25 protein-coding genes are annotated in these 26,930 nt (G+C 59.4%); 11 read left to right on the top strand and 14 right to left on the bottom strand.

The window, feature by feature from the left end:
• Positions 1-198 precede the first annotated feature (198 nt).
• Positions 199-1,224 (top strand): aldose epimerase family protein, encoded by a 1,026-nt coding sequence (locus tag KUV39_RS16715; RefSeq protein WP_244998421.1) that lies wholly within the window; start codon positions 199-201, stop codon positions 1,222-1,224.
• The gene (locus tag KUV39_RS16710; protein ID WP_222460392.1) at positions 1,221-2,546 is read left to right on the top strand and encodes a cytochrome-c peroxidase; all 1,326 of its coding nucleotides are present in this window, start codon (positions 1,221-1,223) and stop codon (positions 2,544-2,546) included. Before KUV39_RS16715 ends, KUV39_RS16710 begins: the two co-directional genes overlap by 4 nt.
• 11 nt (positions 2,547-2,557) lie before the next feature.
• On the opposite strand, the gene KUV39_RS16705 is transcribed toward KUV39_RS16710, so the two are convergent.
• Together KUV39_RS16705 and KUV39_RS16700 are read right to left on the bottom strand one after the other, a co-directional pair.
• Entirely contained in the window at positions 2,558-4,096 is a 1,539-nt protein-coding gene (locus KUV39_RS16705) for a CRTAC1 family protein (RefSeq protein WP_222460391.1), read from the bottom strand.
• Positions 4,086-5,300 carry an ROK family transcriptional regulator gene (locus KUV39_RS16700; RefSeq protein WP_222460390.1) on the bottom strand — a complete coding sequence of 405 codons (1,215 nt, stop codon included), beginning with the start codon at positions 5,298-5,300 and terminating at the stop codon, positions 4,086-4,088. Before KUV39_RS16700 ends, KUV39_RS16705 begins: the two co-directional genes overlap by 11 nt.
• Positions 5,301-5,481: 181 nt before the next feature.
• On the opposite strand from KUV39_RS16700, the gene xylF reads away from it, so the two are divergent.
• From xylF to KUV39_RS16680, 4 genes are all read left to right on the top strand, one after another.
• Positions 5,482-6,507 carry a D-xylose ABC transporter substrate-binding protein gene (xylF, locus tag KUV39_RS16695; protein WP_008563375.1) on the top strand — a complete coding sequence of 342 codons (1,026 nt, stop codon included), beginning with the start codon at positions 5,482-5,484 and terminating at the stop codon, positions 6,505-6,507.
• A gap of 119 nt (positions 6,508-6,626) precedes the next feature.
• The gene (locus tag KUV39_RS16690) at positions 6,627-7,925 is read left to right on the top strand and encodes a sugar ABC transporter permease (protein ID WP_046212244.1); all 1,299 of its coding nucleotides are present in this window, start codon (positions 6,627-6,629) and stop codon (positions 7,923-7,925) included.
• Positions 7,925-8,707 (top strand): ATP-binding cassette domain-containing protein, encoded by a 783-nt coding sequence (locus KUV39_RS16685; protein WP_008563352.1) that lies wholly within the window; start codon positions 7,925-7,927, stop codon positions 8,705-8,707. Before KUV39_RS16690 ends, KUV39_RS16685 begins: the two co-directional genes overlap by 1 nt.
• A gap of 131 nt (positions 8,708-8,838) precedes the next feature.
• Positions 8,839-9,267: a MerR family transcriptional regulator gene (locus tag KUV39_RS16680; protein ID WP_222460389.1), complete on the top strand. Its 429-nt coding sequence runs from the start codon at positions 8,839-8,841 to the stop codon at positions 9,265-9,267.
• Between the two features lie 11 nt (positions 9,268-9,278).
• Here the strand turns inward: KUV39_RS16680 and KUV39_RS16675 are convergent, their stop codons facing one another.
• The 3 genes from KUV39_RS16675 to KUV39_RS16665 are packed head-to-tail and all read right to left on the bottom strand — an operon-like array spanning position 9,279 to position 12,602.
• Entirely contained in the window at positions 9,279-9,986 is a 708-nt protein-coding gene (locus tag KUV39_RS16675; RefSeq protein ID WP_008563496.1) for a tryptophan-rich sensory protein, read from the bottom strand.
• Between the two features lie 40 nt (positions 9,987-10,026).
• Positions 10,027-11,583: a cisplatin damage response ATP-dependent DNA ligase gene (locus KUV39_RS16670; RefSeq protein WP_222460388.1), complete on the bottom strand. Its 1,557-nt coding sequence runs from the start codon at positions 11,581-11,583 to the stop codon at positions 10,027-10,029.
• Positions 11,583-12,602 (bottom strand): ligase-associated DNA damage response exonuclease, encoded by a 1,020-nt coding sequence (locus KUV39_RS16665; protein ID WP_222460387.1) that lies wholly within the window; start codon positions 12,600-12,602, stop codon positions 11,583-11,585. Before KUV39_RS16665 ends, KUV39_RS16670 begins: the two co-directional genes overlap by 1 nt.
• Before the next feature lie 190 nt (positions 12,603-12,792).
• Between KUV39_RS16665 and KUV39_RS16660 the strand changes: the two genes are divergently transcribed.
• The 3 genes from KUV39_RS16660 (at position 12,793) to KUV39_RS16650 (ending at position 16,864) form a co-directional block, all read left to right on the top strand.
• Complete coding sequence (locus tag KUV39_RS16660; protein WP_222460386.1) at positions 12,793-14,136, top strand: MATE family efflux transporter; 1,344 nt, start codon at positions 12,793-12,795, stop codon at positions 14,134-14,136.
• Positions 14,137-14,204: 68 nt separating this feature from the next.
• Complete coding sequence (locus KUV39_RS16655; protein ID WP_046212238.1) at positions 14,205-15,440, top strand: putative DNA modification/repair radical SAM protein; 1,236 nt, start codon at positions 14,205-14,207, stop codon at positions 15,438-15,440.
• On the top strand, positions 15,440-16,864 hold the full coding sequence (locus KUV39_RS16650; protein ID WP_222460385.1) for a UdgX family uracil-DNA binding protein: 1,425 nt from the start codon (positions 15,440-15,442) through the stop codon (positions 16,862-16,864). The genes KUV39_RS16655 and KUV39_RS16650 overlap by 1 nt, the downstream gene beginning before the upstream one ends.
• Here KUV39_RS16650 and KUV39_RS16645 read toward each other — a convergent pair.
• Genes KUV39_RS16645 through KUV39_RS16630 form a run of 4 tightly spaced genes read right to left on the bottom strand, consistent with a single transcriptional unit; the run spans position 16,861 to position 21,306 of the window.
• Positions 16,861-17,130, bottom strand: a complete 270-nt coding sequence (locus KUV39_RS16645; protein WP_222460384.1) for a hypothetical protein — start codon at positions 17,128-17,130, stop codon at positions 16,861-16,863. The two genes, KUV39_RS16650 and KUV39_RS16645, sit on opposite strands and share 4 nt — an antisense overlap.
• A 17-nt stretch (positions 17,131-17,147) precedes the next feature.
• Positions 17,148-18,521, bottom strand: coding sequence for a polysaccharide biosynthesis/export family protein (locus KUV39_RS16640; protein WP_008563472.1), 1,374 nt, complete (start codon positions 18,519-18,521; stop codon positions 17,148-17,150).
• A 50-nt stretch (positions 18,522-18,571) separates the two neighbouring features.
• Entirely contained in the window at positions 18,572-19,225 is a 654-nt protein-coding gene (locus tag KUV39_RS16635) for a YjbF family lipoprotein (protein WP_244998420.1), read from the bottom strand.
• Positions 19,222-21,306 (bottom strand): YjbH domain-containing protein, encoded by a 2,085-nt coding sequence (locus KUV39_RS16630; RefSeq protein WP_244998419.1) that lies wholly within the window; start codon positions 21,304-21,306, stop codon positions 19,222-19,224. The genes KUV39_RS16635 and KUV39_RS16630 overlap by 4 nt, the downstream gene beginning before the upstream one ends.
• A 166-nt stretch (positions 21,307-21,472) precedes the next feature.
• Between KUV39_RS16630 and KUV39_RS16625 the strand changes: the two genes are divergently transcribed.
• The gene (locus KUV39_RS16625) at positions 21,473-22,201 is read left to right on the top strand and encodes a metallophosphoesterase (protein WP_222460381.1); all 729 of its coding nucleotides are present in this window, start codon (positions 21,473-21,475) and stop codon (positions 22,199-22,201) included.
• Positions 22,202-22,205: 4 nt separating this feature from the next.
• On the opposite strand, the gene KUV39_RS16620 is transcribed toward KUV39_RS16625, so the two are convergent.
• The 5 genes from KUV39_RS16620 to KUV39_RS16600 form a co-directional block, all read right to left on the bottom strand.
• Positions 22,206-22,943: a hypothetical protein gene (locus tag KUV39_RS16620; protein WP_222460380.1), complete on the bottom strand. Its 738-nt coding sequence runs from the start codon at positions 22,941-22,943 to the stop codon at positions 22,206-22,208.
• The gene (locus KUV39_RS16615) at positions 22,930-23,331 is read right to left on the bottom strand and encodes a phage holin family protein (RefSeq protein ID WP_222460379.1); all 402 of its coding nucleotides are present in this window, start codon (positions 23,329-23,331) and stop codon (positions 22,930-22,932) included. The genes KUV39_RS16620 and KUV39_RS16615 overlap by 14 nt, the downstream gene beginning before the upstream one ends.
• A complete protein-coding gene (locus KUV39_RS16610) occupies positions 23,318-23,770 on the bottom strand; it encodes a hypothetical protein (protein ID WP_222460378.1) in 453 nt (150 codons plus the stop codon). The genes KUV39_RS16615 and KUV39_RS16610 overlap by 14 nt, the downstream gene beginning before the upstream one ends.
• A 132-nt stretch (positions 23,771-23,902) precedes the next feature.
• Positions 23,903-25,024 (bottom strand): aminotransferase, encoded by a 1,122-nt coding sequence (locus KUV39_RS16605; protein ID WP_222460377.1) that lies wholly within the window; start codon positions 25,022-25,024, stop codon positions 23,903-23,905.
• A 20-nt stretch (positions 25,025-25,044) separates the two neighbouring features.
• Positions 25,045-25,992: an ornithine cyclodeaminase family protein gene (locus tag KUV39_RS16600; RefSeq protein WP_222460376.1), complete on the bottom strand. Its 948-nt coding sequence runs from the start codon at positions 25,990-25,992 to the stop codon at positions 25,045-25,047.
• Positions 25,993-26,108: 116 nt separating this feature from the next.
• Between KUV39_RS16600 and KUV39_RS16595 the strand changes: the two genes are divergently transcribed.
• Positions 26,109-26,930, top strand: coding sequence for a helix-turn-helix transcriptional regulator (locus KUV39_RS16595; RefSeq protein WP_222460375.1), 822 nt, complete (start codon positions 26,109-26,111; stop codon positions 26,928-26,930).

Here is a 26,930-nt window from a genome sequence, read left to right as displayed (position 1 = left end):
CTTCCGATTGCAGCCGGGAATTCAGGCCTGCGAACTGGCCGTCCGCTTGGAATCAGCCTTGATCCGCGGGTCAGGGCTGCGAGGTCGGCGATTGACAGGAAGCGGATCGGCTGATTTAATTTCGTCAATAAAATAAATGGCGCAGTTTGCCTGCGACGATGTGGAGAAATGCCCGGTATGTCCGACCAGGAAACCCAGATGCCTGTACCTCTGCATGCGCATCTACCTGAAAATGCGCCGGATCTGTTGAACTGGGTGGACTTGCAGACAGATGACCTGCGCGTCCGCGTTCTGAACTATGGCGCGGTGACGGCCCATTGCGACCTGTGGTCGGGGGCGGAGTGGGTGCCGATGATCTTGGGCTATCAGGACATGCAGTTCTACCTTTGCGATCCCTTCTATCTTGGTGCCATTGTTGGACGGGTGGCCAATCGTGTTGGTGCCGCGCAGATGAAACTGGACGGGCAGGTCGTGCATCTGGTGCCAAATGAGGGACAGAACCAGTTGCATGGCGGCGCTCAGGGGCTTGGCCGGGTGTTCTGGGAACTGGATCAGGTGACGGCGCGATCTGCCCGTCTGCGGCATGTGTCTCCCCATGGGGTAAACGGCTATCCGGGCGAGGCCGAATTTGTTGTCACCATTGCGCTGCGGGGGCGAACCGTGACCTATGATATGACCGTGACGGTCGACAGGCCGACTCCTATCAATCTTGCTCAGCACAACTATTACACCCTGGGCAACGGTGTTGGGATCTGGGATCACGTGTTGCGATCGGACGCGCGGCAATACCTGCAGTTGGATGCCGATGGTGTGCCAACGGGGCATATCTGTGATGTGGAAGGCACCCGCTACGACTTTCGCCGCGGCCTCAGCTTTGCCAGGCTCGATCCTGAACGGCGGGGCAGCGACATACATGTGATTTTTGCGGACCGAGAACAGGGTCTGAGAGATGTCGCCCAGCTGAGAGCGCCGTCGGACATTGGGCTGACCCTGCGATCTGACCAGCCGGGCGCACAAATCTATACCGCGGGCTCCCTGGAAAGCGCCGTAACAGGGAGGGGTGGACAGAAGCTCAGGCCGTCTTCGGCCCTTTGCATTGAACCGCAAGGTTATCCTGATGCGCCCAATCATCCGCATTTCCCTTCGATCATGGTAACGCCAGAGAGCCCGTACCAACAGCGACTGGAACTGGTTTTTGAGCCCGGAAAGGCGGGGGTAGCATGATGATCGGGCAAATCCCGTGCTTTGCATTTGTCGCCGTCGTTCTGAGCAATGCCGCCCTCGCCGGATCACATGTGCCGGACCTTGGGCCTGCGCCGTTTTTTTCACCGGTTGATCCGGACGCCGCAGAATTGGGTCAGCTGTTGTTCTACGACCCCATTCTTTCAGGCAACCGGACTGTCAGCTGTGCAAGCTGTCATCATCCGCGCTTTGGGACGGGCGATGGGGTTTCATTGTCGCTTGGGGATGGGGGGCAGGGCCTTGGCCCGGAAAGGCGGCCCGATCCTGACAATATGCCGGAACAGCGCATTCCGCGAAATGCGCCGGCGCTGTGGAACCTTGGGGCAGCTGGCATGGATGTGATGTTCCATGACGGGCGATTGGAAGCGGATCCGAACTATGGCGCAGGCATCCGCACCCCGCTGGAAGGCGATATGGTTGCGGGCTTTGACTCGGCCCTGTCTGCGCAGGCCATGTTCCCGGTACTGTCGGCGGATGAAATGGCCGGGCACTACGGAGAGAACGAGATTTCGCGAGCTGTGCGTCTGGGACAGCTGAGCCACGAGGGTGGCGCGTGGGATCTGATCGCGGGTCGGGTGGCGGCAATCCCGGAGTATCGCCAACGTTTCGATACGTTCCTGGGGGAGGGGGCGCCAATCCGCTTTACCGATATCGGCAATGTGCTGGCGGCCTTCATCCGGTTTGAATTCCGGGCGATGAACAGCCCCTTTGACCGTGCGATGGTCGGTGAGGCAACCTTGTCTGCAGAGGCGGCGATGGGGCAGGGCCTGTTTTATGGCAAGGCGATGTGCAGCAGTTGTCATTCAGGCTGGTTGCAGACGGACAATGGATTTCATGCCATCGCGATCCCGCAACTGGGGCCGGGCAAGGCGGCACGGTTTGAGAGCCATGCACGGGATGTGGGTCGGCTCCGGGTGACTGGGGCGGAAGAGGACGCCTATCGGTTTCGCACACCGAGTTTGCGCAATGTGTCGCTGACGGCGCCTTATGGGCATAGCGGGGCATATGCCACGTTAGAGGGTGTGGTGCGCCATCATCTCGATCCGGTTGCAGGGTTGCGTGCCTACGACCGGACCCAGGCCATATTACCGGTTTTGGAAGGGGCGTCTGATTGGCGCGTGATGGATGACCCGGCGGAGGTGGCCGCAATTGCAGATACAAATGACCTTACCCCGATTTCGCTGCGGGATGATGAGGTTGCGGCGCTTGTCGCGTTTCTTCATGCGTTGACCGATGAAGAGGCAGCGAAGGGGCGTCTGGGAGTGCCGGATCAGGTGCCCTCTGGCCTGCCGGTAGAACCCTGACCCGAACAGGATCAGGGCGTTATCGCAATCCGCTGATTGGGCGTAACGCTTTGCCAGTTGGTTGCTTTGCCACCGGGCCAGATAACCCTGACCTTCAGCGTATCCGCCAGACCAACGCCGAAATGGAGTTCCCCTGCAGAGCCACCTGCGTGACCACCGCCAACTGTCACTTCTCGGGTTTGCAGGCGGGTGCCGTCGTCGACCTCCACAAAGGCGCCGATGGCTTGGGTGTTGGGGCCTTGGGCTGACAGTCCGACCGCAAGCCAATTGCCTGTCTCGGCTGTTGTGTTTTCAAAGATCTCAAGTGGAGCGCGTCGGTTCACCACCGCGAGATCCAAGCGTCCATCGCCATTCAGATCCCTCAGCACGGCCCCGCGGGAGCGATGCATTGTTGCAATTCCTGCGGTTTCCGCGATCTCTGTGAACCGGCCGTCTGCGGATTGCATCAACAGGGTATTGGGGTCGCGCATTGCGGCATCCGGCATCTGTTCGACGTTGCCCTTGGATACAAAAATGTCGTCCCGGCCATCGTTGTTCACATCGCCAAAATCCGCGTGCCATCCGGTTGACGGGCGGCCATCTCCGCCTGATGCAGGTCGATGGGCCGTGGTTCCGTAGTCGTAGGTGACGTCCCGATAGGCGGGGCCACCGACCGCCGGGTCAAACAGCTGAAACTTCTGATCGCCCATCGATGTCAGGTAAACGTCGGAAAAGCCGTCTCCGTTCATATCGCGTGAGGCAATGCCCATGCCCCACAGGTGGTAAGAAACCCAACCGTCTTCTGGCTGGTAGAGACGCGGCGGCGTCGTCATCTCCCACATCTGTTCCTGCCCGCCACGGACGTAATAGTGCCTGTCGTTGCTCACCCTCAGGTCTGCCCGGCCAGAGGCCGATCTTTGCCAGTTGGTAAACAACATGGACAGGGCGCAAAAGCCGGGGGTCAGTTGTTCGGCTGGTCGATAGCGATCCCCGTCAGGGCGGTAGAGCAGCGTGGCATCGCAGCTTTCAAACGGGCCTGTAGGGTCGTTTCTGTCGACATATGTCCCAAAGGCCAATGTTGGCAAAGATTGGCCGGGTTCCCAAGTTGCGGAAAACGCCGTTGTCCAATGGTCGGCGCTGTCAAAACCGATGTTTGCCATCGGTTCAAATTGGCAATTCCCCAGACCTCGCAGGATTTGATCCGGGCCGACGCGCAACAGGACAAGATCCAGTTGGCTATCGCCGTCAATATCCAGCGGATATACGCCGGTCAGTCCGCCTTGGGATAGCGCATCTGGTGTTTGGCTTTCAAACTGAAGAGGGGCGCCAGGGCCGGTCGTTGTGTTGACGAACAGTTGCGCAGGGTTGCTGCCCCCTGCTGCGACCAGATCAGGAAAGGCATCCCCGTTGCAGTCAAGCGATGCGAGTCCCCCGCCGACAAAATGCTCCCATCCGCCATCATAGATGTGTTCGGGCGCTGGACGTGCTGTGAATTGGGGCGCGGCCTGGGCAAATACCGAAGAGGCGGAGATAGCCCAGGCCGAAAGGCAGGTTGTCGCATTAAACCGCATGACCAGACACCTCTCGGATGCGCAGGGCAGAAATTTCTTCGATTGCGTGAGCGGCTGCGCCCTTGGCCCACATCTTGTTGCCCCAACCATGGACGCGGACCTCTGGCAGGGGGCCGTCTACCTGCAGCACAGATCGCCGCATTTCGTGAACGACCTTGTCTGAAGACAGGTAGCCAAAGGCCAGTTGAGCACCGGCAAGCAGGATCATCTGGGGGTCAAAGATGTTCACCACATTGGCCAGCCCCATCGCAAACATGCGCCCGGCCCGGTCAAGCGTCGATTGGGCCATGATGTCGCCAGCCTCGCGCGCGGCATAAAGAGAGGCAAGATCCTTGTGGCGCTCTACCCCGCTGGTCACATTGGCTTCGCGCAAAAGGGCGTAGTCGCCGACATAGGCCTCAAGACAGCCGCGTTGTCCGCACTGACACAGGGCTCCTTCCAGTTGGACCTTGGTATGGCCAAATTCTGCGCCGCAGCCACGCGCGCCTCGGTAGATCTGATTGTCGATGACAATCCCCATACCAACACCATGCTCTACCGTCACAACCACGAAGTTGCTGCGCTTGTCCCCCTCGCCAAACAACAGTTCTGCCTTGGCGACCAGGTTTGCATCATTGTCGATGAACACAGGCATCGAAAGATAACGGGCGAGGTAACTTCCGAAATCAATGTTGCGCACGTTGAGCGACGAGGACCAGTAGACGAAATTGCGATCCGCATCCATCACCCCAGCCATTCCGATTGCAAGGCCTGAGATCTGTTGCCGCTCAAGGCCGCCCTGGGCGCAACTTTCATCGAGTGCGGTGACAATCTTTTCGCATAGGGCATCCGGGTCAAGCTGACCGCCGGGAAGGGGGATTTCGTGGCAGACCAGCTCGGCCCCTTCAAAGTCGGTGATCAGCGTCGTAATCGCGTGATGGGACAGTTTCATACCCGCAATCGTGTGGGCATCGCCGCGGATTTTCAGTGCGACACGGGGGCGTCCGCGTTTGGCTCCGCGTGAAATGTCCGGGCTTACCTCTTCGATCAGCCCTGCTGCGATCAGGTCTGCGGTAATGGCTGTCACCGTTGCCGGGCTGATCCGTGTTACCTGCGCAATGTCGATTCGAGCGATCTGCCCCGCCTCGCGAATGGCATCAAACACCTGTTGGCGGCTGCTTTCACGCAGTTCGTCCGAATGGGACAGCTTGACTGACTTAGCCACGGTTTTCCTCCCTTTTCAGCTACCTACGCGAATTTCGATGCGCTGTAACCTGCTCCCTTCAATCAGGATACATTATTTAATTTGAGTTTCAAAAAAAATAATGTTAGGCATATCAGGCGGACAGGCTCAGAGAGGAACGGAGCTCTAGGCAGTCCAACCAGATCCGAGGGAGGAACTAAGAATGAAACTTTTGAGTGGAATTTCCGCCATCGCCTTTGCGGCAACAGCCAGCATGGCATTTGCGGACGGCATCACCGTAGGCGTGAGCTGGTCCAATTTTCAGGAAGAACGCTGGAAGACCGACGAAGCCGCCATCAAGGCCGCTCTGGACGCCAAGGGGGCGACCTATGTTTCGGCTGATGCGCAATCGTCGTCCGCCAAACAGCTGTCTGATGTCGAAAGCCTGATCGCACAGGGCGTCGACGCTCTGATCATCCTCGCGCAGGACGCGCAGGCCATTGGTCCGGCTGTCGAGGCTGCTGCAGACGAGGGTATCCCGGTTGTCGCCTATGACCGCCTGATCGAAGATGGTCGTGCGTTCTACCTGACATTTGACAACATCGAAGTTGGTCGCATGCAGGCCCGCGCCGTTCTTGAGGCCCAGCCCAGTGGCAACTACGTCATGATCAAGGGCTCGCCCACTGATCCGAACGCCGACTTCCTGCGCGGCGGTCAGCAAGAGGTGATCCAGGCCGCCGTTGACAGTGGTGACATCAAGATCGTTGGCGAAGCCTATACCGATGGCTGGCTGCCTGCGAATGCTCAGCGCAACATGGAGCAGATCCTGACCGCCAATGACAATGCCGTCGATGCGGTCATTGCGTCGAATGACGGGACTGCCGGTGGTGTTGTTGCAGCGCTGACTGCACAGGGCATGGAAGGCATCCCCGTATCCGGCCAGGATGGTGACCACGCCGCATTGAACCGCGTTGCAAAAGGCACTCAGACCGTATCGGTTTGGAAAGATGCCCGTGACCTCGGCAAGGCTGCTGCGGAAATTGCCGTTCAAATGGCAGAAGGTGCTGACATGTCCGCAGTGGACGGCGGCGCGGCCTGGACGTCTCCCTCTGGCACCGAGCTGACAGCCCGTTTCTTGGAGCCGATCCCGGTGACCGCGGACAACCTGACTGTGGTTGTGGATGCAGGCTGGATCACCAAGGACGCGCTTTGCCAAGGTGTGACCAACGGTCCGGCACCCTGTAACTGATACTTCCAGTGGGGACCCCGGTTTGGGGTCTCCACATCCTCCACCCGGTGCGTGATCGGCCTGTCTGTGTTATGGTCATTGCGTGCTAGAAAGATACTGCTGATCACTGGAGTTCGGACATGACCGAAACCACGTCTCAGCCGATCCCCGCACAAAGCAAACGTGGCCTGTTCCAGCAGCTGGAACTGGACATGCGGCTATTGGGTATGATCGGTGCCTTTGTCATCCTCTGTATTGGATTCAACATCCTGACGGACGGGCGTTTTCTGACGCCGCGCAACATCTTTAACCTGACCATTCAAACCGTGTCGGTTGCCATCATGGCGACGGGAATGGTGTTTGTGATCGTGACACGCAACATCGACCTGAGCGTCGGTGCCCTGCTGGCGACCTGTTCGGCAGTGATGGCAGTGGTTCAGACAGAGATCCTGCCCGAGATGCTTGGCATGGGGCTCAATCACCCGCTGACCTGGATCCTGACTATCATCGTAGGTCTCGCAGTTGGGACGGCGATTGGTGCCTTTCAGGGGTGGATGGTCGGATTTCTGACAATCCCTGCCTTTATCGTGACCCTCGGTGGTTTTCTGGTCTGGCGCAACGTCGCCTGGTACCTGACCGATGGTCAGACAATTGGCCCACTGGATGCGAATTTTCTGGTGTTCGGAGGCACCTCCGGCACGCTTGGCACCACATTGAGCTGGGCTGTTGGAATTGTCGCGACGGTTCTTGCACTTGCGGCGCTCTGGAACAGCCGCCGGGCAAAGCAGGGGCATGGGTTCCCGGTGAAGCCCGCCTGGGCTGAGGCTGTGATGGCGATGATTATCGCAGGGTCCATCCTTGGCTTTGTCGCGATCCTGAACGCCTATCAGATCCCCGCTCGCCGCCTGAAGCGCATGCTGGAAGCCCAGGGGGAAACCATGCCCGAGGGTCTGGTTGTCGGCTATGGTCTGCCCGTTTCCGTTCTGATCCTGATCGCGACGGCAGTGGTCATGACCATTGTTGCGCGTCGCACCCGCTTTGGCCGCTATATCTTTGCCACTGGCGGCAATCCCGATGCAGCGGAACTGTCCGGCATCAACACCCGCATGCTGACAGTCAAGATCTTTGCCCTCATGGGGTTCCTCTGTGCGTTGTCCGCTGTTGTGGCCTCTGCTCGTCTGGCCAACCACTCCAATGATATCGGGACACTCGATGAACTGCGCGTCATTGCGGCTGCGGTCATTGGTGGCACCGCATTGGCAGGTGGTTTTGGCACAATCTACGGGGCCATTTTGGGCGCGCTCATCATGCAGAGCCTTCAGTCGGGCATGGCCATGGTCGGGGTGGACGCGCCGTTCCAGAACATCGTGGTTGGGACCGTGTTGGTTGCAGCGGTCTGGATCGACATCGTCTATCGCAAACGTCTGGGGGCACGGTAATGAGCAACGCAAAAGAACTGCGCGCCTCTGGCGCCACTCCGCTGGTCGAAATGAAGGACATCTCCATTTCCTTTGGAGGCATCAAGGCGGTGGATCACGTCAGTGTCGATCTCTACCCGGGCGAGGTCGTCGGATTGCTGGGTCATAACGGCGCCGGGAAATCCACCCTCATCAAGATCCTGTCGGGCGCCTATCAGATGGACACCGGCGAGATCCGGGTGAACGGCAACAAGGTTGAAATCACAAACCCCCGCGACGCGCGCGCCCACAACATCGAGACGATCTACCAAACACTTGCCTTGGCGGATAACCTCGATGCAGCCTCGAACCTGTTTCTGGGGCGAGAGCTGACCACCCCCTTCGGGCTGGTGGACGACTCCGCGATGGAGGCCGAGTGCCGCAAGATCATGCATCGGCTCAACCCGAACTTTCAAAAGTTCTCCGAGCCGGTCTCTGCCTTGTCGGGTGGTCAGCGTCAGTCGGTAGCGATTGCGCGGGCGGTTTATTTCAACGCCAAGATCCTGATCATGGATGAACCCACAGCCGCGCTCGGCCCGCACGAGACGCAAATGGTGGCGGAGTTGATCCAACAGCTCAAGGCGCAGGGGATCGGGATCTTTCTGATCGACCATGACGTCAACGCGGTGATGGAACTGTGTGACCGCGCCTCTGTGATGAAAAACGGCCAGCTGGTTGGAACCGTCGACATCGACGATGTGACCGACGACGACCTGCTGAGCATGATCATCCTTGGCAAACGTCCAGGGGTCGCTGCGGCTTAGCCATCGGTTGAGATGCGAGGAAACAGAGGGCGGCCCGTGGGTCGCCCTTTTCCATTGCGGCAAAGGTCTCTGGCTGGTGCTGGGGGAAGAGGGTTGTTAAAGCTACAGTATATGTAGATTTGTGAGGGGCAATGTTCAGCATCGGCACATTGGCAAAACGAACCGGGACAAAGGTCCAGACCATTCGGTATTACGAGCAGATCGGCCTCATGCCCGAGGCAGGGCGAACAGCAGGGGGCCAGCGCCGCTATGCGGCTTCGGACCTGGACCGTCTGTCATTTATTCGTCACGCCCGCCAGTTGGGGTTCGGCTTAGAGGCGATCCGCGAGCTGCTGGATCTGGCTGACCGCCCCGGTCAGTCGTGTTCTGATGCAGATTCCATTGCGCGGCGGCAGTTGAAACAAGCGGCAGAGCGCATTGCCCGCCTCCAGGCGCTACAGACCGAGCTGGAACGGATGATTTCCGAGTGCGCGGGCGGTCTGGTCGCAGATTGTCGCGTTCTGGAAGTTCTGCGCGATCATTCGGAATGCCTGACAAACCACGATGAGATCGGCGGCTGATGTGTTGTAGTTCAGCTACGGGCCGCAAACAGCGCCCGTAGTGCAATCATGATAAATCCGATGGCCGCCAACCCAAGGACAAGAACGTTACCGCCGTTCCACTGGTCGATGAAGATCCCGGCGAGGGCCCAGCATACGGCCACGGCATAGCTGAGGGCGTCAGGACTGCGCGCCTGCACCCAAAGCGCAACGCCCAATGCGACCAACAGCGCGACGACTCCCGCTGTCAGGGGCGCAACAACGCCGTAGCCCGGAAGCACAATGCTGACAGAGACTGCCGAGGCGGCGGTGAGCCAACCTGCATAAAGCCCGACGGGACCGCGACGCCACAGACGATCTTCGTCACGGGCGCGGAGGGTGGCCATGATGGCGGTTCCAGCCATTACCAGGATCATCACTGTTGCCAGGATCGGGGAGGTGTTGGCAGCCCAGAGCCAGAAAACGCCAAGAAGAAGGCTCACCGCCAATGGTTTGCGCATGTCATCCCAATGGGGATGATCACTTGCCCGGATTGCCCCGTAAACTGACCCGACAACCAGCCACAGATAGATCACGCCCCATATTGAAAATGCCCAACCTGCTGGCTGGATTACGGGGTCCGGTTGGTAGTTCGGCAGTTGATCGGCCGTGAACCCGGTGAACGGGGACGTGACCAGCGGCGCTGCGGCAAAACAGATCGCGAGCACCAATGTCAGATAGGCGAGATGGCGAGAGTTCATGACGGTATCCAATCCATTCCGGCGCGGCAGACCGCGGTTCCTATAGAAATGCTTTCAACTCTTCCAAAGTTCCCGCCTCTGCTGCGGGTTTGTCTGTTCTGATCCGGTTGATGCGTGGAAATCGCATGGCGACACCGCTTTTATGTCGGCTGGATGCGTTCAGCCCTTCGAAGGCGACTTCAACAACCAGTTCAGGTTTTACCGCGCGCACGGGGCCGAAACGGTCAGTGGTGTTGTTGCGGACAAATCGATCCAGCTCCTTCAGCTCTGCGTCGGTAAAGCCGAAATAGGCCTTGCCCACGGGGACCAGCTGACCCTCTTGCCAGACACCGAATGTGAAATCGGAATAATACCCCGATCGCTTGCCGTGTCCGCGTTGCGCGTAAAGGAGAACCGCGTCGACCAGCATTGGGTCACGCTTCCATTTGAACCAATTCCCCCGCTTGCGTCCCGCGATATAGGCGCTGTCTCGCCGTTTGATCATGACACCCTCGATGACGCTGTCGGGCGGGTCTTCCCGCAGGCGGGCCAGATCGTCCCAAGTGGAGAAAGACAACAGCGCAGACAGGTCGATGCGGGGATCATTCAGCGCTGCGATGCAGTCGCCAAGCGCCGCGCGCCTCGCGTCAAACGGTTGGCTGCGCATGTCACGGCCGTCCCAAAGCAGCAGATCATACGCGCGCAATGCAGCTGGGTGGCTGTCCAACATTGCTTTGCCCACCCGTTTGCGGCCCAAGCGTTTTTGCAGATCGCCAAAGGGGGCCACCGTGTCACCGCGTTTGATGAGCAATTCGCCGTCAAGCGTGCCTTCGAAATTCAGCGCATCAACAACATCAGGAAAGGCGTTGGAAATATCTTCGCCCGTTCGGGAATACAGCCGCCGCGTGCCGCCTTCATTTGTTGCCTGAACCCGGATGCCGTCCCATTTCCATTCCGCCACGAATTGCACTGGGGGGTGATCTGACAGATCGTCCAGATCCGTGGGCGTAGACAGCATCACCGGACGGAACGGGGCCGCGGCCAGGTTGACGGGTTTATCCCCGCCCTCAAGCCATTGGAAAAGCGGAAGGTACGGGGCAGAAAGGCCATGCCACAACTCCTCGATCTCCTCGACCGGGACCGCGCCGAACTGAGCCAAGGCCGTCCGGGCGAGCCGAGCTGACACGCCCACGCGCAATCCGCCTGTGGCTAGCTTCAGGTAAGCGTAGCGCTGCGTTGGCGTCATGGACGAAAGCCGCCTCATGATAAGTGCGGGCAATTCTGCCTTGGCGGTTTTGCCCAGCTCCTCTACTGCCTCGCGAAGCGAATGATCTTCGGGTTCTGTGCTGTGCGGCCAGATCAACGCCACGGTTTCCGCCAGATCCCCGACGAAATCATAGGAAAGGCGAAACAGTTCCGGGTCAGTTTCGTCTGCGACAAGCCCGCGCAGCAGGGACGGGGTGACATTGCGCAGAGCCAGATCCCCAGTCAGCGCGGCAAGAGCCAGTCCGCGATCCGGGTCGGGCAGTGTTTTGAAGGCCTGTTTCAGATGGGCGATCTTGCCGTTGCGCGACGGGGTGAAGGCCAGTTTTTCGAGCAGCTCTGCAAACTCCTGCATCAATCGGCCTCCTCTTCGTAGCCGACCAAACGCAAGGGCCGTGCCTTGATCTGGTTCAGCTCGCACCAGCGTACCAGCGCATCTTCGCGTCCGTGCGTTACCCAAACCTCTTGGGGAGAGAGGTCTTGAATGGTGCGGGTCAGATCGGGCCAATCGACATGGTCGCTCAGGATCAGCGGCAGCTCAACACCGCGTTGCCGTGCCCGTGCCCGAACCTGCATCCAACCGCTGGCAAAGCAGATCACCGGGTCTGGAAACCGCTGCGCCCAAGTCGCTGCAAAGGCCGATGGGGGGCCAAGGATGATCTGCCCTTTAAAGGCGTCCTTGCCTTGCTTGACCGTCGCCGGGCGCAGCTCTCCCAGGTCGATGCCCTGTTCGATGTGGTAGTCACACAACCGCTGCAAGGCGCCATGTATGTAGATCGGTCGATCCCAGCCCGCTTGCCGTAGCAGGGCAATGACACGCTGCGCCTTTCCCAACGCATAGGCCCCCACGAGATGGCAGCGATCTGGTTGAGCAGCTACCGAACGCAGGAGCTTTTCCACTTCTGATCGGGGGCTGGGGTGATTGAAAACGGGCAGGCCAAAGGTTGCTTCGGTGACAAAGACATCGCAGGGCGCAAGCGCAAATGCAGCGCAGGCCGGGTTGTCGACCCGTGCGTAGTCGCCTGAAACAGTGATGGTTGTGTTGCCGTCGTCCACTGTGATTTGCATTGACCCAAGCACATGTCCGGCCGGCGTAAATGTCGCCCGAACCTCTGCGATATCCACACGGTCTTCGACCGGTATGCGGGTTTGGCAAAAATCTTCCCCGTAGCGGATCGCCATGATGTCGAGGGTCTGTCGGCTGGCCCAGACGGTGCCATGACCGGCCCGCGCATGATCGGCGTGGCCATGCGTTATCAGGGCCCGCGCAACCGGTTGAACCGGGTCGATGTAGAAATCTCCCGCCGGGCAGTAGAGGCCGGCGGGCCGGGGATGGAGCAATTCCTGAGGAGAGCGGACAGGCAGGCTGGGCACGGGGGTCTCATTCTTTCGTTGTTCGATTTAAGTAAGGCCGCCTGTCACATGGGCAAGCCACAGATGCGAGCGACAGGGGCACGCAGCACCAGTCAGCAATGTTGGGGAACCAATCCGTGCCTTGGGCGTTCTGCACTTTATGGCGTCGCTCTCGACAGGGCTGTGCCTACGCAGGAAAAGGAGAAGACGTTTGGCATCCAAAGATCTCAGGCAAGGGCCGGTATGGCGTGCATTGGCAGCAGTGTCGGCCCCGATGTCGCTGGGTATCCTCGGAGTGCTGAGCGTTGGATTGGCCGACGCATATTTCCTGGGCCAGATGGGCGAGGCACCATTGGCCGCGGTCGGCTATATTTACCCGATCACCACCGCAGTGACGTCTTTGTCGATCGGCCTGTCCGCTGGTGCGAACGCCGCGATTTCCCAGAGCATCGGGCGCGATGACAGTGAGGCGGAGACCAACCGCCTGTCAGTCCATGCAATCCTTCTGGGTGTTGCGCTGGCGATGGTCATCGCGGTGTTGTTTGCGTTCGGTGCGGGATGGATTTTTGGCCTAATGGGGGCGAGTGACGATGTCCTGGCCGAGGCCAAATCCTATGTTCCGTTCTGGGCGCTGTCCTTTCCATTTCTGGTTGGAACTGCCCTTCTGAACTCGGTCTTTCGTGCCCATGGGGACGGTGCAACCTCTGCCATCGTGATGTCCATCGCTGCAGTGCTGAATATCATGTTGGACCCGGTTCTGATCTATGGCTTGGGCCCCATCCCCGAGATGTCGACGGCGGGCGCCGCGCAGGCGACTGCGATTGCCCGGTCAGTTACCCTTGTCGGGGCCTATTTCTACGCAGTCAAGAAAGGTGTGCTCTGGTGGCCCGAAGACTTGTTCTGTGATCTGGCCAAATCGGTACGAGAGGTCATCCGGGTCGGACTGCCCGCGGCCTTTTCCAATGCGATCAACCCAGCAGGCATGGCCCTGGTGACCGCTGCGGCGGCGATGCTTGGGGATACGGTTGTGGCGGGTCTTGGCGCTGCGCAGCGGGTTCAGTCCGTCTCGATCGTGCCGCTGCTTGCGCTTTCGGCGGGGATCGGACCGGTCGTTGGCCAAAACTGGGGGGCGGAGCGCGAAGATCGCGCGCGTGAGGCGGTGCGACAGAGTTGGATGTTTTGCGCAGCCTACGGTGTGCTGGTGGCCGTTCTGCTCACCCTGTTTGCTGACCCGATTGCGGGCTTTATCGCATCAGACAGCGAGGCAGCAGGTTACACCGCACGCTATCTTGAAATCGTGAGCTGGAGCTTTCTGGGCTATGGCATTCTGGTGACTGCCAATGCAGCGATGAATGCGAGGTCCAAGGCCGTTTGGTCAATGGGGCTTAGTCTGTTCCGGATCTTTGCAGTTTACGTGCCAGTCGCCTGGATCGGGGTCTGGATGGTGGGATACTCCGGCATCCTTGCGGCTGCCGTGCTGGCCAATTTCAGCGCCGTCGCGGGCGCATTCTGGGCCTGTAGGCGGACAGGGTTGTGGGGGAAGATCGCAGGTTAGAGCAGGTTCTGATCCCGGTTTGTTCTAATTGAGTTGCCCGCCCGTCGGCGTGAACATATATAGAACATATGACTCGGCAATCTTTGGAAGAAAAACTCGCCATCCTCAGCGATGCAGCGAAATACGATGCCTCTTGCGCCTCCTCCGGATCAACGAAACGGGATTCGCGGGATGGAAAGGGGCTGGGATCAAACGAAGGTACAGGCATCTGTCATGCCTACGCGCCGGATGGGCGGTGTATCAGCCTGCTCAAGATCCTGATGACGAATTTCTGCATATATGACTGTACCTATTGCGTGAACCGCGTCTCTTCGAACGTGCAGCGAGCCCGGTTTACGGTGGATGAGGTGGTCAAGCTCACTATTGAGTTCTACCGCCGCAACTACATTGAAGGTCTGTTCCTGTCGTCAGGGATCATCCGCTCTCCTGACGCGACGATGGCCGACATGGTGCAGATTGCCCGCAAGCTGCGGCAGGAAGAGAATTTTCGTGGGTATATCCACCTCAAGACGATCCCGGATGCAGCGCCGGAGCTGATTGAGGAGGCGGGCCTGCTGGCTGATCGCCTGTCAATCAACGTCGAAATGCCAAGCGATACAGCCGTGCGAGAGCATGCGCCGGAAAAAGACCCATCCCAAATTCGCAAGGCGATGGGTGATGTGCGGCTGAGAAAGGAGGCTGCGGGAGACAGGTCATTTTCAGGCAAGCGTCCAGCGCGGTTTGCCCCGGCTGGTCAGTCCACGCAAATGATTATCGGGGCGGATGGTTCCAACGATGCCAAAGTGTTGGGACAGTCGACGCGCCTTTATTCCAGCTACAAGCTGAAGCGTGTTTATTATTCTGCCTTTTCGCCCATTCCAGACAGTTCAGCCAAACTGCCATTGGTGTCGCCGCCTTTGCAGCGGGAGCATCGCCTGTATCAGGCCGACTGGTTGCTGCGGTTCTATGATTTTCAGCTGGATGAAATCACATCTGTGACGCCGGATGGCAATCTGGATCTTGATATCGACCCAAAGCTGGCCTGGGCGCTGGCGCATCGCGCGGTGTTTCCACTGGATGTGAACCGGGCCAGCAAAGAAATGCTGCTGCGGGTTCCGGGGTTCGGCGTCAAAACCGTGTCCCGCATTCTGTCGACCCGTCGACATCGGACATTGCGCTACGAGGATCTGGCGCGGATGGGGGCGTCGATGAAAAAGGCGCGTGCTTTTGTGGTGGCGGGTGGTTGGAGCCCCGGCGCGCTGACCGACAGTGTCGATCTGCGGGCGCGGTTTGCGCCGCCGCCGCAGCAATTGTCGTTGTTTTGATGTATCGGGCAGAGATCCCTCAAATAGGTGCCGCCACAGCCTGGCGCGAGGCGGCGCGCGGGTTTTTGGCAAAGAACGTCCCACCCGATCAGATTCTGTGGGGAGATGACAGTGCGTCGCCAGATCTGTTCGGGGCAGATGCGGCCAAACCTCCAAGCGGACAAGTGAAAGTGCCACGCAGCTTTATCTCTATGGCTGACAAGGTGGTTTGGCACCGTGATCCCAGCCGGTTTGCAAGGCTCTATGCGTTTCTATGGCGTCTGCGTTCAGGCCGTGCGCACATGCAGGATCGCGGTGATGCCGATCTGTCCGTCTTGCGGCGAATGGAAAAGAACGTGTCCCGCTGCCAGCACAAGATGAAAGCCTTCGTGCGCTTCCGCGAGATTGGAGAGCCTGATGCAGCGCGCAGGTCTTTTGCGGCGTGGTTCGAGCCAAGCCATCATACCGTCGAACCCACTGCTGATTTCTTTGTCAGGCGATTTGCCGATATGGATTGGCGGATCCTCACCCCGGATGTGTCCGCGATTTTCGAGGGCGGAAAGCTGCGGTTTGAACCGGGGCAGCCCCGTCCGGAGTTGCCCGACGATGCAAGCGAACAGCTCTGGGTCACGTATTTCCGCAACATCTTTAACCCTGCGCGGCTAAAGGTTCAGGCCATGCAATCAGAGATGCCAAAGAAATATTGGAAGAACATGCCTGAGGCGGCGGCGATTCCTGATCTGATTGCAAATGCACCTGCACGCGCCCGCGAAATGGCGGAGGCCGCGCCGACCCTGCCGCCACTGCGGGCGGAGCGGATCCAGGCAAATCTACCAGAGGCAAACCCCCACTGGCAGGCCCCGGGCGGAGATCTGCCTTCTGACATCAGCGCCTGTACCAGGTGTCCGCTGCACAAGCCTGCGACACAGGCGGTGGCGGGAGAGGGGCCACAATCCGCTGAGCTGATGTTTGTTGGGGAACAGCCCGGTGATCACGAGGATCTGGTGGGCCGCCCCTTTGTTGGCCCGGCGGGGCAGTTGTTTGATCTGTTGATGGCCGAAGCGGGGCTCAAGCGGGAAGAGGCGTTTGTGACCAATGCCGTCAAACACTTCAAGTTCTTGCCGCGCGGGCGCAAACGTTTGCACCAAAAGCCAAGTCAGGATGAAATCGCCATCTGCAATCCCTGGCTGCGCGCAGAGATCGCGCTGATTCAGCCACGGCTCATTGTTGCAATGGGCGCCAGCGCGGCGCAGGCCCTGTTGGGATCAGGTAAAGCGATCACCGACAGACGTGGGCGGGTAGAATGGCGTGCCGATGGCCTGCCCGTCCTGATCACCTTGCATCCGTCATTTCTTCTGCGTTTGTCTGATGCCGCGGCAGTCCAACGGGCGCGGGCTGATATGCTCGCAGATTTGCGGCGCGCTGCCGACTGGATCGCCGGTTAGTCCGTGCTCACCGTGCTGGTGGAGCCAGAAGACCCGGCGCCAGCAATCAGCGCCAGGCCCAGCAGGCCAACAACCGGGGCAATCAAGGGGGCGAACTCGGCCGAGGTCGACCCCTGAACAAACAGGCATGCCTCTTCTTCCGCGTTACGTTCATCCTCGCAATCCAGCTCTACCTGTCTCTGCTCCTGCGCAATTGCAGACGTGGGGCAGGGCAGCCCGGCTAAAGCGATGCCCAAACCGAATGTGACAGCCAAGAGATCACGCATGATAGGTGCCTTCTTGTCTAGTTGACCGCAGCCGCGACGGGCGTTGTGATGAGGGACGGAGTGATCTGGCGCAGCGTTCGGCCCCATTTTGTAACAGGGTTTTCGGCGACAAAGATCACGTCATCCGGGCGCAGTTCAAACCGGGTGGCCAGTGTCAGATTGGCGGCACTGGATGCATTGAGGTGCCATGCTGTGACAGCGCCGAACTCCCGTGGATCGCTTGAGGCACGCAAAACGTAGATCTGCGACACGTCCCCGGTTTCGCGAGCAATACCGCCACCCGCATCATAAAGCGCGTCAGCCAGAGAGGCCTGCCGTTCGTAGGGCAGAGGATAGCGTGTCTGCTTGTCGACCTCTCCGGTCAGGTAGACATAGTCGCGGTCGCTCGCACCAAGCGCTTCGCGGGCCTCGAAATTGGCGCGCCGTTCCGCGTTGTCGTTGCGACGCAGGCTGACAGCTGTGTTCAGCTCGCTCAGAGCCTGAGCGCGTGCCGCAAGTGTGGTTTGCTTCAACCGGATTTGCTGTTCAAAGAAGCGTTCGGCGCGATTGAGATCAAAATCGCTGTCGACAAAAACCGAGTCACCGGCAACCAGCCGGATATTCTGCAGATCGGGGCTGGAATAGAAATCAGCCAACGGGATCTGATACAACTGACCATCCCGGTAAATCCGCACAGAGGTCACATCGATATTTGCGGCGGCGACGCTCCCCGCAGCGGCCAGCGCTTCGCTGAGGTAAAGCGGTGTCAGTGTGATTGGCAGAACCGCAGGTTTGCCGACCGCCCCACCAATGGCGACGCGCTGCGAGTTGAACTCTGCAATCTCAAGGCTGAAGGTTGGATCGAATTGTGCCTCAACCAGCCGCTGGAACAGCAGCTCTTCGGCGTCTTCGATCGTGAGGCCAGCAATTCTGACCCGGCCAACGTCAGGGATATTGATGGAGCCATCATCTTGAACGGTATAGCCGCTGCGACTGTTTTGAGCGGCAAGAAGCCCTGAAATGGCTTCGAGTGTGTTGCCGGTCGAGGGGGTTGCCAGCATCACGACATCACCAACGCCAATGCGATAGGCGCCGGGGGAAATCGGGGGAGGGCTGTTCAGAACCAGCTGTTGATTGCGGGCACCGGCCTGTGTGGATGGCGCATCCGGCAGAACGCCGACCCCGCGCCCTGCAAGCCCTGCACCTGTGCCCGCGCTTTGGCTAAAGGCAGAGGGCAGCGATTGGGGCGCATATGGCGCGCGGTTGGCCTGGATGACGGTCTCACCGGTCAGGGGAACAACGCGAACTTGGGTGCCATCCGTTGATCCGGGGATGACGTCTGAGCTGCGGTAGACTGTCGAGCATCCCGCCACAGCGAGCGCGGCGCAGCAGATCATGGTCATCAGGCGCATTGGTATTCCTCCGGTAGCGGATCTTGTCGTTGTGGACGGGGTGGTCGCTGTCATGTGGCCCTCCGCAGACGTGTGGTTATGTTGCCGAGGTATGGGCCAGACCATTGGCGGCTTTGCACCAGCTGATGCGTTGCGTCGTCCAGCCAGTAAAGATTCAAGAAACGTTGTTCGCCGTTGGCGCAGGTTTCAGCCATCAGGCGAGTTGTGACTGTCTCATCCCCAACGGTCAGCTCTCTCACGCCACGATCGGTGATCTCGCAATGATAGCTGCGGGTTTGGATCGTGTTGTTTCCGGACAAAAAGCTGTGAAACCGTAGCGCTTGCCCGGTCTCTCGGGCGTGAATGAGACGAGCGGACTGCGCGTCATCGACTGCCATCAGCCCCGCGCCGAGTCCACGGGTCGCTTGCAGGAGGCCATTGCGCGTCTGGAGGCTCGCGCCATCAGCGGACAGCCAGGTTGTCAGCCCGTTCCGCTGGGTCTCTCTCACCATGAGCCCACCGCGGCTGGACTTTGGGATGCTGACCTGAAGTTGTGGCTGTCCAGATCGTGCCAGCGCAGTGACATGGGCCTTGTGGCTGGGCGCCTCCCGGCTGGTCAGCGCCTGAAACGGCGAAACCTCTGCTTCGCCATTTGTGCAGGCGGCCAAGACGCCAAGGACGCTGGCGACAAAGCCGGTTCGGATTGCGCGGTGAGTCAAGATCATCGTGCGTAACGCCCCCATCCTGTCGCGAGCTCACGGCCGCGGTTGTCACGCACCGTTTCATAGAGCCTGTTGCGAACGTTCAACCGCGCGCCGCCATCGCGCAGGACAGGGCGGATGACCTGCGTCACCTTCTTGCGGGATGGCTTGCCAGTGAACCAGGAAACGGGAACTTCAATCCGGATCCCCTTGTCAAAAGATCCCTCGCCAAACTCGGCAGAGGAGACATCTGTCATCGTTGCAAAGGCTCCGACCTTGAAGCCATTGTTGAACTCTCGGTCCACAGTCAGGGTTGTCCCCCAGTCGCCAGCAAGATACCGGCCCATATCGACCTGGACGTGATAATCCCCGCGCGTTTTGTAATAGACCGAAGCGTGACCGGTCATCACGTCGTAGTCCTGAAATCCAAGTTTGCCGTCGAAATCACGCTGTTTGGCGTAGTTCAGTTCTGCGCCTAGCGCGAGGCTGCTGCCGACGGGGAACCACAAAACCTCGGCTGACAGCCCGCCGAACATCTGCTCCAGATAGCCGCCGGTCACACGGGCGAATACATCCTCATGCGGGCGCCATTGATAGTCTGCCGTCAGGTGGCTCAGCCGCAGATCGGAGTCCGCAGCATAGCGCCCCCAATCGGAGCGGACCCGTGGCAGTACCGAATTGGACGGGCGCGTGTCGTTGTCGAGATTTCCAATCACAGGCTGGCGCAACTGGCCGGAGAAAGTGAGCCCGGGCGCAGGTTGGAAATCTGCCTCAAGCTGCGCGCCAAGTTCGTATCTAAGCGGTTCATCGGGATCAAAGAACGACAGCTGGGTGTAGGGCGCAAATCGGTAGGTGAAGGCGGGAAAAGCCGCAGCCTGATCCTGCCCCGAAATCGCCGGCGCGGCGTCAGCGATCTGGCTGCGTGCCAGGCTGCGCCATGCGCCGTCCACATCCGTTTCCAGTGCATAAAGATCGTCGCGCTGGCTGGTGATTGTGGTGATCGGCACTCCGTCCTCGGCAAGCGTGATGACAAAGGTCTCGATTTCAGGATGCAGCGTATTGGCAAGAACGCGGGCGGTCCGGCCCACCGCTTGAGCGCCTGCGCCATACCGAAGGTTTTCAACTGTCACATCGGTTCGGTGCTTATTCTGCGAAAATCCGATCAGACGCAGGCCCTGGCCTTTCAGGTTGCGGCGCAGTTCTGCCGTGACCTTGCTGTCAGGGCTGGTGCCATCCCGTGGCAGGTTCCAGGAGGCCAGGGCCACCTGCTCCTTGGGGAGCAAAGCGGGAGCCGCTGCCCCTTGTCCGCCCGGAGCCTTTGGTTTGCGCGGATCGAAGGCATAGCTCAGCTGAAGGGCGAGGGTGGAGCCGTTCAGATAGGATCCCCCCAGAGATACGCCGTTATCGAAGCGATAAGTTGCACCAAGGTTGATCGGAGACCGAACGTCGATCAGACCACGCTGCGCTTCTGGTGCGTAATCATCAGAGGAATATTCGGCGGTCAATGTCAGGCGAGTATTCACATCCCATTTCACCCCGCCGAAAAAGGCCGCATCGCCCCGGAACCAGTTGCCGAAATCCAGTTGGCCCGTTGTCGCGATCCCACCAGCGTTGGAGTCGGGGCGCGTGTCAAAGCGACCATCAAGAACGCTTAAGGGGTTGCGTTGGCCTCCGCGCCCGGCCAGACGCCCCCACCCGATACCACCCGTCACAGAAACGGACGGCACCAGATGTTTGGTCGCGACGAGATATTCGCTCGCATAGATGCCAGTCCCGCCAAAATCGCGCAGGCCGAGCGCGATGGCTGGTCCACGGGCGGTTTCTTCACGAAGCTGAAAGTGTATGTCAAAACTGCGATCGTATCGGCTGAGGCCGACACCGGAGTCGAAGTCGCGCAAAAAGCTGTAGCGAAATGTTCCGTAAACGGACGGCAAAAACTGAAACGCGAGCGTGTTGCGGCTGGTGTTTTCAAAGTTCGCGGTGGTCAGCGCCAGCGTGCCGTCAGGAAAGACCTCTGCCGTTGGCATGTCGATCAGGCCGGGCGACCCATAGGTCGTCAGTGTCTGCGCGGGACCACGGGTCGCCACGAGTGGGCCGCCGAGCATGCTCAGACAACCAAATAGAAGACATGCGCTTGCCCGCATCCCTGCCCAGCCTCAATGTTGCCCGCCATTTTTTGGCAGTGCGTTCTTCACACGGCTCCCAACCCTGCCTAACACTAGCCCGGCACTTCGCCGGTTCAGCGCGTCAGACCCCCAAGGAGCACTGCTCATGATTAAGGAATTATTTACTAATTTATGGGCGAAGCCACAAGAATTTGCAGATTTTGCACCTGAGTTGCGGTTTTACGTCATCGGCGACATCCACGGATGTGATCGTCTGCTGGCAGCTCTTATGGAAAAATTCGATCCAGGCGTGCCGATTGTCTGCATCGGCGACTATGTGGATCGGGGCGAAGAAAGCGCGGCTGTGCTGCGTCGCCTTATGGGGCGGCCGGATATCACATCCCTCATGGGCAACCATGAAGCTATGTTGTTGGATTTTCTCGATGATCCCGCGTCAAATGGTGCGTTTTGGCTGCAAAATGGCGGTCTGCAGACATTGGCGAGTTTTGGGGTCGGTGGGGTCACGGCCCATTCTGCGCCTGAAGATTACCACCGCGCGGCGGCACAGTTGCGCGATGCAATGGGCGAGGAGCTGATAGACTGGGTGCGCGCGCTGCCGCGCGGTGCGATCAGTGGAAATGTCTTCATGGCTCATGCAGGGGCCAACCCTGCCCGCAGTTTCGACAACCAGATTCGCGATGATCTGCTGTGGGGGGCCACAGAAGCGCGCAGCACCGAGCGTACTGATGGTCTATGGGTGGTGCATGGCCACTGGATCGTTCCCGAGCCCCGAATGATCGGGGGCCGAGTGGAAATTGATACCGGTGCCTATGCGACAGGGCGCCTCACCGCTGCAGAGATCAGCGGTGAGGGCATTCGTTTTCACAGCACCTGAGAAATCAGGCCGAAGCAACTTCGTCAATTTTGGCCTCTGCCCGGCGATGGATCTTGTCCATCTCTTCTTGCAGGGCTGCTTCTGCCTTGGCCGCTAGCGCATCGCGATGGGCGCCAAGCAGTTCGTCCTCCCGTTTCGTGGAAGGTAAGAGAGCCCCGATCAGCGCCCCCATACCCAAGGCAATAGCGCCGACCGCGAGGGGGTTTTCGGAATAGAACGTCTTGCCAGCGCGGGCTTGTCGCGTGGTGTATGCTTCTACTTTCTCCTGCGCTTTCAACGCCGAGGTGCGAGCATCCAGCACACGTTTGCGGGCACTTGCCGGGAGTTTGTCCAGACCTGCCTGCAATGTGTCGCGCATTTTGTTCGTGCGAAGGGTTTCGTCGGTCATCCCTGTCATCTCCTTCTTCATAGCTGCGTCTGCTTTTGCGACCCGTGCATCAAATCCCACAAATGCCTCCGCCGGGGGGGTGGCGATTGTCTTGCGCGATGTCACGACGGGTCGGCTGCCGGTGCCGGTTGCCATCAGGGCAAGCCCCGCGCCAGCAAGCATGAGACCCGCAGGATTGCGCCGAGCCGCCTGAACCACCTGGCCTGCGACTTCGCCGCCATAGCCTTGGGCGGTCTCGCTGATTTGATGGGCCACATTGCGCGGCGCAATCACATCGCTGAGACCAGATACAGATCGGGCCAGGTTCTGGCGTTTGATCTCAAGTTCCTGTTCAAGTCTCTTAGTATCGGACATGTGCAGCCTCCTTGATGCGTGCGGCATCGCGTTTGGCATTTTCGATGGTACGTGTCGGCGTAAGGGCTTCGCTGCTGAGCCGTGACTTGGCAAACAACAGAAGGCCAAGGCACACGACCAGCAGTGCACCTCCAACAATCAGGGCAGCAAGGCCGGGACCTAGGCCCAGTGTTCCGATCCATGCAACCAATGCCGCCGCGAGAACATGCAGGGCCACCAATGCCACGATGGCCGCGGCAACCAGCGCGATTGCACCGTCGCGGGCGTTCGACGCTTTCTCCTTCAGCTCGGATTTTGCCAGTTCCGCCTCGCTACGCAACAGATCGGAAAACTGGCGCAGTACGTTCAGCAGCAGATCTGGGGCGTTTCGAATATCAGGCCGGGTCATGATCTGTCCCTTCATGAATATGCGGGGTTGGGAGCGGCTGCCCATCCGGTGCTGCGGCGTCAGGTTCGCTCGCTTTGAGGAAGCGGGTCGCCGCAAATCCGGCGAGCGCGGCGGCGCTCAGGAACAGCAGGGGGTTGCGGCGAGCGAACTGGCTGACGTCTGAGACAGTTTTTTCTACATCCAGCGTCCGGACCCGCTCGGCTGCGTCCTCCAGGTGAGAGGCAATCACCTGTGCCGCCTGTGCCTGCATCCCGTTGCTGTCAAATGAATTTGCGGCTGCTTGGGCGGCCTCTGCCGCACCGTGCACTTCGCCTGCGACATGCTGGCGGGCCTGGTCGGTGGCATCGCGCACAGAGCGATGGGCGGTTTCCTTGGCTTTGCCTACAAGATCTGCGGCGTGGCCGCGTGCCTGGTCTCCCAGATCAGCAGTATGGGTCATTGTTTCGGCCTTTCTGTTATCAGGTCTTGGTGTTCAAACGCCCCAGCCCGATGGCTGGTTCCAAAACACAAAACAAAACGGCCCGACTGTCGCAGCAGTCAGGCCGTCGAAATGCCGGGTCAAATCGGTTGCTTACTTGTGGCGGGCCATGAACTCTGACACCAGCGCAAGGCCCCTACGCAAGATATCGGACCCGTTGGCATAGCCGATCCGGACATAACCCTCCATGCCAAGCGCTGAGCCGGGAGTGAACATGACGCCTGTTTCCTGAAGCAAACGGATGCAGAAATCCCGTGAGGTCAATGGCAGGTCATATTTCAGCAAGGCCGTGGTGCCAGAACGTGGTTTGACCCAACTGATCTTGGGTTCCGCTGCGATCCAGTCGTCCAAAATGGCGAGGTTCGTGCGGGTGATGAGCTGACTGCGGGCGAGGATCTTGTCGCGGTTTTCCAAGGCCATCGCTGCAAAGTGATCGTCGATCATCCCAACAGAAATGGTGTCATAGTCACGATGGATGGCGACGGCCTCAATCACGTCTTTTGGGGCTGTGACCCACCCCAGACGCAGTCCTGCGAGCGAGTAGGCCTTGGACATGCCGGCGGTTGAAATGCCTTTCTCATAGATGTCGGCAATCGAATCTGTCATGCCATCGCCGTCTTGATCCGTGCCGCGATACACCTCGTCGCACAGAACCCAGGCCCCAACGCTGCGTGCAATCTCGGCAATTTGATGCAGCATGTCCCGGTCCATCAGGGCACCTGTGGGATTGTTGGGGTTATTGATCGCGATCAGCTTGGTTTCCGTTGTGACGAGGGCACGCAGAGCATCAAGATCCGGCAGGAAACCGTCCTCTTCGCGGAGCTTTAGCTGCTGAACATCCGCGCCGATGCTGGCGGGGATGGAGTAGTGTTGCTGATAGGTCGGAACCACCGCAACGACCCTGTCGCCAGCGCTGACCAGTGCCTTGTGCACCAGCATGTTCGCCCCGATGGTGCCATGGGTGACGATCACGTTTTCAGCGGTCTGTGAGGGATAAAGATCTGCGATTGCACTGCGAAGCCGGTCAGAACCTTCGATTGCGCCATAGGTCATCTTCATGCCGAGCAGATCAGAGAGATCTTCTGTGCTGTGCCCGCACAGATCAAGAAGTTCGGCAATCGTGATGCTTTCAACGCAGGTTTCAGCGAGATTCCATTCGCATTTGGTTTCCCACTCGTTCATCCAGATTTCGACGCCAAACGGTTCGATATGCATTGGGTGTCCTTTCGTTGAGTTCAGGCGCTCGCCGCGCGAAAGAGTGCATGGGCAACGGCAATATCCTCAAGCCCCAAGCCGATGGAGCGAAAGAAAATGGGTCGCGTGCCGCTCGGGGTGGGGCACTGCGCGATGGCAAGGCCCGGCAAATCGCCCTGAACGCGGTCAGCTGACCAACCATGCTCTTGCGCGGCGATCTGCATTTCCCCGGCTGTGGTTGGTGTGGTCTGGCGGTAGTCGCAGTACACGTCTGCCGCACTCAGAAACGCGGGGTCGATTTCATGCGCTCTGGCGACATTGGTGCTGATCGACGTGACGAGTGTTCCTGGGCCAATGACAGCGGCGTCGACAACAGGTGTGCCTGAGGAGGTGCACAGCATCACCACATCGGCACCTTCGGCTGCGCCTTCTGCGCTGCTGGCAAAAGTGACCTGCGGGCAGAGGTCTCTCCATATCTGCTGCACGTCGCCAGACTGGCTTAGACGCGGAGAGTAAACAACCACCTTCTCCCACTGGCGCAGAGCGCGTGCCTGCCGCCAATGGGCCTGTGCAACTCCGCCTGTGCCGATAATTGCTAGCGTAGTGGTATCCTGTTTCGCAAGATGATCCACAGCCAGGGCCGTCGTTGCTGCGGTTCGTTCGGTGGTCAGTTGACCGGCATCGCATAGCATCAGGGGTTGACCGGTTTCCATCGACATCAGGACCGTCCAGGCGGTGATGATCGGCGGCCCATCCTGCACCAGATAGGGCGAGAGTTTTGCACCAAAGACCCCCGCACCGGCAGCGGCGCCGAGGTAGGTGATGAAATCACCGCGCTCATCAGGAAAGAGGGTGAGTGTTTGAGCAGGCTGGACTGCCTGTGCGCGGCCGAGTTCAACAAACAGCTGACGCATTTCCTGCAGGACGTCGATATGCGGCAGATATTGTGAGACCGTCGCGGCATCCAGAACGAGAGGGGCATTGGACATGGTATGGATCCTTGAAGTTTCGCAGACCCTACGCCAGTAAATCCCAAACTGCCTATCATCCCGAAGGATGATATCGTGTCCCTCAGCGCCTGACGCCAATAAGGTAAGCCCGCAGCATGTTGTTCGATTCCAGTGATATCAATGCGGCAAATACCGCTTTTTCCGCGGTGTGTTCGGGCCGCGCGGATGCCTCTGGTTTGATTGCGGCAGCGTCCTCGCTGATCCCGATTTCGGCGGCTTTTTGCGTGATCAATCGAGAAAACCATCAGCCGGTCTATTTGGCCGACACCTACCCGGCAGGTGCTGCCAAAGCGGCTGTGCAGCTTTACGTGGAGAGCACGTACCTCTTGAATCCCGTCTATAATGCGGTGCTGTCCGGGGTTTCGCCTGGCCTGCATCGCATGGCGGATCTGGCGCCAGACAATTGGAACCCTGCATCAGTGGATGCGACTGTTCTGGTCGAGAACGAAGAAGAAATCGGGTACCGGACACCGGGGTGGCCCGCCGGCTTGCAGGAACTGGCCCTTTTGGTGCGGCTGCCTGATGGCGCGATGGGCGAGCTGAGCATGGCGCGCCCGGCTGTTGATGGTGGGTTTTGCGATGATCACCTGAACAGGCTGCGCCCCTTTCTGCCTCTTTTTGAATGTGCATTTCAGCAGCTTTGGGAAGGGCAGGATCATGGCGGGGCGCCAAAGCCTGAGCCCGCCCGCCTTGAGGCCTTTGGCCGGGATGTGCTTTCTACCCGCGAGGCGGAGGTGATGCAGCTGATCCTGAAGGGGCATTCCAGCCTGTCGATCAGCCTGACACTTGGCATCGCGGTCCCGACCGTAAAGACCCACCGCCGCAATGCCTATGCCAAACTTGGGGTGAGCACCCAACAGCAGCTGTTCAATGCATTTCTGACCTGGCGTGCGGAAGACAGCAGCGCCAAGACGTGA

This window comes from Phaeobacter italicus (assembly GCF_019801785.1).
GTDB lineage: Bacteria > Pseudomonadota > Alphaproteobacteria > Rhodobacterales > Rhodobacteraceae > Phaeobacter > Phaeobacter italicus.
This window is presented reverse-complemented; position numbering and strand designations above follow the sequence as displayed.